Origin of the sequence: Methylobacterium indicum (assembly GCF_001043895.1) — a bacterium.
Classification (GTDB): domain Bacteria; phylum Pseudomonadota; class Alphaproteobacteria; order Rhizobiales; family Beijerinckiaceae; genus Methylobacterium; species Methylobacterium indicum.
This window is the reverse complement of record NZ_JTHF01000325.1, coordinates 1-6,576: the sequence shown is the minus strand read 5'-3', so window position 1 is coordinate 6,576 and position 6,576 is coordinate 1. Positions and strand designations below refer to the sequence as shown.

At 72.7% G+C, this 6,576-nt stretch carries 6 protein-coding genes; 4 read left to right on the top strand and 2 right to left on the bottom strand.

Going from position 1 to position 6,576, the window contains the following annotated elements; genetic code table 11:
- Positions 1–410 precede the first annotated feature (410 nt).
- Together QR78_RS28975 and QR78_RS28970 are read right to left on the bottom strand one after the other, a co-directional pair.
- Positions 411–644: a DUF2171 domain-containing protein gene (locus tag QR78_RS28975; protein WP_048431084.1), complete on the bottom strand. Its 234-nt coding sequence runs from the start codon at positions 642–644 to the stop codon at positions 411–413.
- Positions 645–739: 95 nt separating this feature from the next.
- Positions 740–2,323 carry an aldehyde dehydrogenase (NADP(+)) gene (locus QR78_RS28970; RefSeq protein ID WP_048431083.1) on the bottom strand — a complete coding sequence of 528 codons (1,584 nt, stop codon included), beginning with the start codon at positions 2,321–2,323 and terminating at the stop codon, positions 740–742.
- A gap of 222 nt (positions 2,324–2,545) precedes the next feature.
- Between QR78_RS28970 and larC the strand changes: the two genes are divergently transcribed.
- Genes larC through QR78_RS28950 form a run of 4 tightly spaced genes read left to right on the top strand, consistent with a single transcriptional unit; the run spans position 2,546 to position 6,456 of the window.
- Positions 2,546–3,829, top strand: coding sequence for a nickel pincer cofactor biosynthesis protein LarC (gene larC, locus QR78_RS28965; protein ID WP_048431082.1), 1,284 nt, complete (start codon positions 2,546–2,548; stop codon positions 3,827–3,829).
- Positions 3,826–4,650 carry an ATP-dependent sacrificial sulfur transferase LarE gene (gene larE / locus QR78_RS28960; RefSeq protein WP_048431081.1) on the top strand — a complete coding sequence of 275 codons (825 nt, stop codon included), beginning with the start codon at positions 3,826–3,828 and terminating at the stop codon, positions 4,648–4,650. The genes larC and larE overlap by 4 nt, the downstream gene beginning before the upstream one ends.
- Positions 4,647–5,324 carry a nickel pincer cofactor biosynthesis protein LarB gene (gene larB, locus QR78_RS28955; protein WP_048431080.1) on the top strand — a complete coding sequence of 226 codons (678 nt, stop codon included), beginning with the start codon at positions 4,647–4,649 and terminating at the stop codon, positions 5,322–5,324. Before larE ends, larB begins: the two co-directional genes overlap by 4 nt.
- A 16-nt stretch (positions 5,325–5,340) precedes the next feature.
- A complete protein-coding gene (locus tag QR78_RS28950) occupies positions 5,341–6,456 on the top strand; it encodes an aldo/keto reductase (RefSeq protein WP_048431079.1) in 1,116 nt (371 codons plus the stop codon).
- The last annotated feature ends 120 nt before the right edge of the window (positions 6,457–6,576 follow it).

Sequence of the window (6,576 nt, the reverse complement as noted above, 5' to 3'; positions counted from 1 at the left end):
ATCTTGGATCGGCGCCCGATCATCGTCGCGGACGGGCCGCGCCGCGTCGTGGTGGCAGGGGGCTACCCGGTCGACGCGCCCCGTCCCGGCTACGGCTGCTCGACCCGGCAGCGGTTCGGCCTGACGGAGTGGGGGATGCGGAAGGTCGTGACCACCCGGACCTGCATCGTCCCGTAAACGATCCGCCGCGCGGATCGCGGCGGAAAGAAGGCCCGCAGGCGCGGACCTTGGTAGCAGTGCCGGCCCGGGAACCGTGCGTCGGCGAGCAGGGTTTTTCTCGTGCAACGCGATGGCGATGCCACCGCGCGGCCCTCGCCCTCCCGGGCGTTTCCTCCCTAGACTTCGGGCCGCCTGAGCAAGGCGGCCTTTTTTCGTCCGGGAGGGGCGTTCCGGCCCCGACCACCGCCCTCTCAGGCCGTCGCCCACTCGTCCTTGGCCTCGGCTTTGGTGCGGTTGAGGCGTACCTGCCCGCCCTCGACGCTGGCGATGGAATCGACGTGGATGAAGTGATGGTGGCCACCGGCCTCCGGGTCGGTCTTGGTCAGCTTGATCCGCTGTCCGTCGACGTGATCGATCGTGCCGACATGGCCGCCATCGGAACCGACGACGGGCATGTGCTCCGTGATGCGGCTGGTGTCGATCATCGCGCGCTCCTGTGCTGGTGCGGCGATCAACGGGGATACAGGGGGCGGGTTCCCCCGTCCCGGGAAGCGGCGTGGCCTCCCGGGACGGGGCGGGATCAGGCCCCCGGCGCCACGGTCTTTCCATCCTCGCGCCGCCACAGCTTGAGCGGGTTGGCATCCTTCAGGGCGTCCGGCAGCAGGGCCTGCGGCAGGTCCTGGTAGCTCACCGGGCGCAGGAACCGGTGGATGGCGAGGCTCCCGACCGAGGTGGTGCGGCCATCCGAGGTCGCCGGGTAGGGCCCGCCATGCACCATGGCGTGGCCGACCTCGACGCCGGTGCCGAAGCCGTTGACCAGGATGCGCCCGACCCGGCGCTCCAGCACCGGCAGGAGCGCCCGCGCCGCCTCGTGGTCGGCCTCGTCGAGGTGGAGGGCCGCGGTCAGCTGGCCTTCCAGCCGTTCCAGCACGGCGCGGATCGTCGCGAGATCGGGGCAGCGCACGATGAGCGAGGCGGCACCGAAGACCTCTTCGGCGAGGCTGTGGTCGGCGAGGAAAGCGTCCGCGGTGGTCGAGAAGAGCGCCGCCTGGCCCTGGTGGGTGCCGCCGGCGAGCCCCCGGGCGAGGGTGGTCACGGCCGGGTTGGCCTCGAGCGCCGCGACGCCGGCGCAATAGGCCTTGTGGATGCCGGGCGTCAGCATCGTGGCGGCCTGGATCTCCGTCAGCGCGGCGGAGGCCGCCTCGACGAAGCCGTCGAGGCCCGCGCCCTCGACCGCCAGGATCAGGCCCGGATTGGTGCAGAACTGGCCCGAGCCGAGGGTGAGCGACCCCGCGAAGGCCCGGCCGATGTCGCGGCCCCGCGCCTCGAGCGCCGCCGGCAGCAGGACGACCGGGTTGATGCTGCTCATCTCGGCATAGACCGGGATCGGGACGGGGCGGGCGGCGGCGGCCTGCATCAGCGCGACGCCGCCGCGGCGCGAGCCGGTGAAGCCGACCGCCGCGATGCGCGGATCGGCGACCAGCGCCTGGCCGACGCTGATGCCGGCATCGAGGAGCAGCGAGAACACGCCCTCGGGCAGCCCGCATTGCTTGACCGCCGCCTGCACCGCACGGCCGACCAGCTCCGAGGTGCCCGGATGGGCCGGGTGGGCCTTCGCCACCACCGGGCAGCCGGCGGCGAGGGCGGACGCCGTGTCGCCGCCCGCGACCGAGAAGGCGAGGGGGAAGTTCGAGGCGCCGAACACCGCGACCGGGCCGACGGCGATCTGGCGCAGGCGCAGGTCGGGGCGCGGCAGCGGCTTGCGCTCGGGTTGCGCGGGATCGACCCGGGCCTCCAGGAAGCCGCCGTCGCGCACCACGGCGGCGAACATCTTCAATTGCCCGACGGTCCGGCCGCGCTCGCCTTCGAGCCGGGCGCGGGGCAGGCCGCTCTCGGCCATGCAGCGCACGATCAGCTCGTCGCCAAGGGCGAGGATCGCCTCGGCCACCGCTTCGAGGAAGCGGGCCCGGTCCTCGAGCGAGGTCTCGCGGTAGGTGTCGAAGGCCGCGGCGGCGAGCGCGCAGGCGCGGTCGACATCGGCGGGCGTCGCCGCCGCGAAGGCCGGCTCCAGGGGCTGGCCGGTCGCGGCCTCGACGGCCCGGAAGGTCTCGCCTTCGCCGCGGCGGGAGGCGCCGCCGATCAAGTTCTCTCCGGTGATCCGCATGGGGTCCGTGTCCTCTCCTGTGATGCGCGACCGCCCGGGCGGTCGGCGTCGTGTCGTTGGTGGGGCTTATGCCCCGGGGCGTGGGGAGGATCCACCGGGGCGGGGCGTGAAAGTCCGGGCCGTCCCCGCTGCGACCGTCTGTCCGGGGCGCTTGCCGTGAGGCGCCGCGGGCCGATCTGCCCAACGACCGGCGTCAGGTCCGAGGCCGGGACGAAGGACGCGATGCAGATTCATCTCGACGCCGTCGGCGGGGTCGCCGGCGACATGGTGGCGGCGGCGCTCCTCGACGCCTTTCCGGAGCACGAGGCGGGGGTGCGCGAGAGCGTGGCGCGGGCAAGCCGCGGCCGCACGACGTGCGCGCTCCTCGCCCATGGCGACGGCGTGCTCCAGGGCCGGCGTTTCGCGGTCACCGGCCCGGAGGGCGAGGCGCCCGACCGCCCGGCGGACGACCACGGCCATCACCACCACGATCACCCTCATCACCACGACCATCACGGTCACCACCATCACGGCGGCCACCACGCGCACCGGCACTGGTCCGCGATCCGCCGCGACCTGGAAGCGAGCGGGCTGCCTCCCGCCGTGCTCGCCCACGCTCTCGCGATCTTCGGGCATCTGGCCGAGGCCGAGGCGCGGGTGCACGGCATCCCGGTCGAGGCGGTGGCGTTCCACGAGGTCGGGGCCTGGGATTCGATCGCCGACATCGTGGCGGCGGCCCACCTGATCGACGCGATCGGCGCCACCCGCTGGTCGGTCTCGGCGCTGCCGCTCGGGTCCGGCCGGGTGCGGACCCAGCACGGTCCCCTGCCGGTCCCGGCGCCCGCCACCGCGCTCCTGCTCGAAGGCTTCCTCACCCTCGACGACGGCGTGCCGGGCGAGCGCGTGACCCCGACGGGGGCGGCGATCCTGCGCCATCTCTGCGGCGGCGCGCCTCGGACGAGCGGGCCGCGCCGGCTCCTGCGCAGCGGCCTCGGCTTCGGCACCAAGGTGCTGCCGGGCCTGAGCAACGTGCTGCGGGTGCTGGCTTTCGAGGAGCAGGGCGAGACCGGTTCGCCCGGCCACAGGGAACTGGGCATCATCGAGTTCGAGGTCGACGACCAGTCGGCGGAAGACCTCGCCATGGGGCTCGACCGGCTGCGGGCGCACCCCAAGATCTTCGACGTCGTGCAGATGCCGGTCTTCGGCAAGAAGGGCCGGATGATGACCCATGTCCGGGCGCTCGCCCGGGCCGACGCGATCGAGGAGGCGATCGAGGCCTGCTTTCGCGAGACCACCACGATCGGGCTGCGCCACCACAAAGTCTCGGGGGCCGCGCTCGAGCGGCGCCTCGACACCGTCGAGGTCGCGGGCCAGGCGGTCCGGGTGAAGAGCGTCGCACGGCCGGGCGGGCGCACCGCCAAGGCGGAATCCGACGACGCCTTGGCAACCGCGGGCCACGCCGCCCGCCAGGCCCTGCGCCGCGAGGCCGAGCGCCTGGCGCTGCAACGGCCGGAGGACGAGCGATGAGCGCCCCCCTCGACACCGTCCTTGCCGGGATCGGGCCGATCGCCGTCGCGGTGAGCGGCGGGGTCGACAGCCTGACGCTGGCGACGATCGCGCATCGCACGATGCGAGAGCCGCCCCTGATGGTGCATGCCGTCTCCCCCGCCGTGCCGGGCGAGGCGACCGCGCGGGTGCGGGCGGAGGCCGCCCGCGAGGGCTGGCGGCTCCGGGTGATCGAGGCCGGGGAATTCGCCGACCCGGCCTATCGCGAGAACCCGGTCAACCGCTGCTTCTTCTGCAAGACCAACCTCTACGGGGCGATCCGGCAGGTGACCGGGCGCCAGATCGTGTCCGGCGCCAATCTCGACGATCTCGGCGAGTACCGCCCCGGCCTCGACGCCGCCCGCGAGCACGGGGTGCGCCATCCCTTCGTCGAGGCGGAGTTCAGCAAGGCGATGGTGCGGGCGCTCGCCCGCGACCTGGGCCTCGGTGCCGTGGCGGAACTGCCCTCGGCCCCCTGCCTGTCGAGCCGGGTCGAGACCGGCATCCGCATCGAGCCCGAGACCCTGGCCTTCATCCATGCCGTCGAGCGGCTGGTGGGCGAGGATCTGACGGCGACGGGCGCCGAGACCGGACCCAGGAGCGCCGTGCGCTGCCGGGTGCGCGCCGCCGGTATCGTGGTCGAGCTCGATCCCCGGAGCCTCGCCGGCCTGCCGGACGCGATGCGGGCGGATCTCGGCCGCCGCATCGCCGCGCATGCGCCGGCCCGGCTCGCCGCGGCGCCGGTCTCCTTCGCGCCCTACCGCACCGGCAGCGCCTTCCTGACGGGAGGGCCGGCCCGGTGAGCCTCCAGGACGAATTCACCCTCGACTTCGCCCGCACCGAACGCATCGGCCTTGAAGAAGCGGTGTTCGCCGCCGGCAAGTCGGCGGCGCAGATCGACGCGATCCTGGCCGCCGCCGACGAGCGAGGCGCCCGCTTCCTCGTCACCCGCCTCGACCCGGAGCGGTACGCGGCGCTCAGCTATCGCGACCGGCTCGATTACTGCCCGGTCTCGCGCACGGCGTTCTTCGGCGCGGCCCGGCCGGTCGCCGGTCCCTCCCGCATCGCCATCGTGGCGGCCGGCACCTCGGACGTGCCGGTGGCCCGCGAGGCCGAGCGGACGCTGGCCTATCAGGGCCATGCCACCACGCTCATCGCCGATGTCGGCGTGGCCGGCCTGTGGCGCCTGACCCGGCGGATCGAGGAGATCCGGGCCCATCCGATCGTCATCTGCGCCGCCGGCATGGATGCGGCGCTGCCCAGCGTGCTCGGCGGCCTCGTCGCCGGTGCGGTGATCGCGGTGCCGACCTCGGTCGGCTACGGCGTCGCGGAGGGCGGACGCGCCGCTCTCGACGCGGTGCTGGCGAGCTGCGCCCCCGGCATCGCGGTCGTCAACATCGACAACGGCTACGGCGCCGCCTGCGCGGCCCTGCGCCTGCTCCACGCGGCAAACCGGCTCGCGGAGGCCTCCCGATGACTCACGGAGAATCGCCATGGAACGTCGCAGCTTCCTGCAAGGTGCGGCCCTCGGGGCCGGTCTCGCGGTCTCCGGCTCCGCGGGGGCGGCCGTGAACGCCCCGCCCGCCCCGCTGCCCAACACGCGGCCCAACGACCCCGCGGACCTGCCGCTCGTCACCGATCCCGGCGAGCGCCGGGGCGAGATGCTCTACCGGCCCTTCGGGCGCACGGGCGAGACGATCTCGGCGATCGGCATGGGCGGCTTCCACCTCGGCAAATCCGCGGTGACCGATGCCGAGGCGACGCGGCTGATCCACGAAGGCGTCGACCGCGGCATCACCTTCATGGACAATTGCTGGGACTACAACGAGGGCCGCTCGGAGGAGCGGATGGGCATCGCCCTCGAGCAGGACGGCTATCGCAACAAGGTCTTCCTGATGTCCAAGATGGACGGGCGGACCAAAGAGGAGGCCATGAAGCAGATCGACCAGTCGCTGCGCCGCCTGCGCACCGACCGGATCGACCTCGTCCAGCACCACGAGATCCTGCGCTACGACGATCCCGACCGGGTCTTCGCCGAGGGTGGCGCCATGGAGGCGTTCCAGGAGGCCAAGAAGGCCGGCAAGCTGCGCTATATCGGCTTCACCGGCCACAAGGACCCGCGCATCCATCTCCAGATGCTCGAAGTGGCGGCCGAGCGCGGCTTCCACTTCGACTCCGTGCAGATGCCGCTCAACGTGATGGATGCGCATTTCCGCAGCTTCGGCCACCTCGTGCTGCCCTACCTCGTCCAGAACGGCATCGCGGCGCTCGCCATGAAAACCTTCGGCGACGGGGTGATCCTGAAGAGCGACGCGCCGATCAAGCCGATCGAGTACCTGCACTTCTCGCTGAACCTCCAGACCTCGGTGGTCATCACCGGCATCCAGAACCAGCGCGACCTCGACCAGGCCTTCGAGGCGGTGAAGACCTTCAAGCCGATGGACAAGGCGACGGTGGCGGAATTGCTCGCCCGCAGCCGCCCCTACGCGCTGGAGGGCAAGTACGAGCTGTTCAAGACGAGCGCCACCTTCGACGGCACCGCCAAGAACGCCGCCTGGCTCGGCGAGGACGTGCCGGGAGTGAAGAAGCTCGCGCCCACGATGGAGTGAGGGCGGCGCGGTTTAAGACACAACCATGACGGCTGCCGGCGCGTTGACCCTGCGTCTTCCCGCCGGCAAGATTTTCGCCGGCAAGACTCCCGCCGGCAAGACTCCCGCCGGCAAGACTCC

Excerpts from the sequence above, each read along its gene's own strand:
- larE (WP_048431081.1), top strand. The coding sequence starts at position 3,826 with ATGAGCGCCCCCCTCGACACCGTCCTTGCCGGGATCGGGCCGATCGCC.
- QR78_RS28975 (WP_048431084.1), bottom strand. The coding sequence starts at position 644 with ATGATCGACACCAGCCGCATCACGGAGCACATGCCCGTCGTCGGTTCC.
- QR78_RS28970 (WP_048431083.1), bottom strand. The coding sequence starts at position 2,323 with ATGCGGATCACCGGAGAGAACTTGATCGGCGGCGCCTCCCGCCGCGGC.
- larC (WP_048431082.1), top strand. The coding sequence starts at position 2,546 with ATGCAGATTCATCTCGACGCCGTCGGCGGGGTCGCCGGCGACATGGTG.
- QR78_RS28950 (WP_048431079.1), top strand. The coding sequence starts at position 5,341 with ATGGAACGTCGCAGCTTCCTGCAAGGTGCGGCCCTCGGGGCCGGTCTC.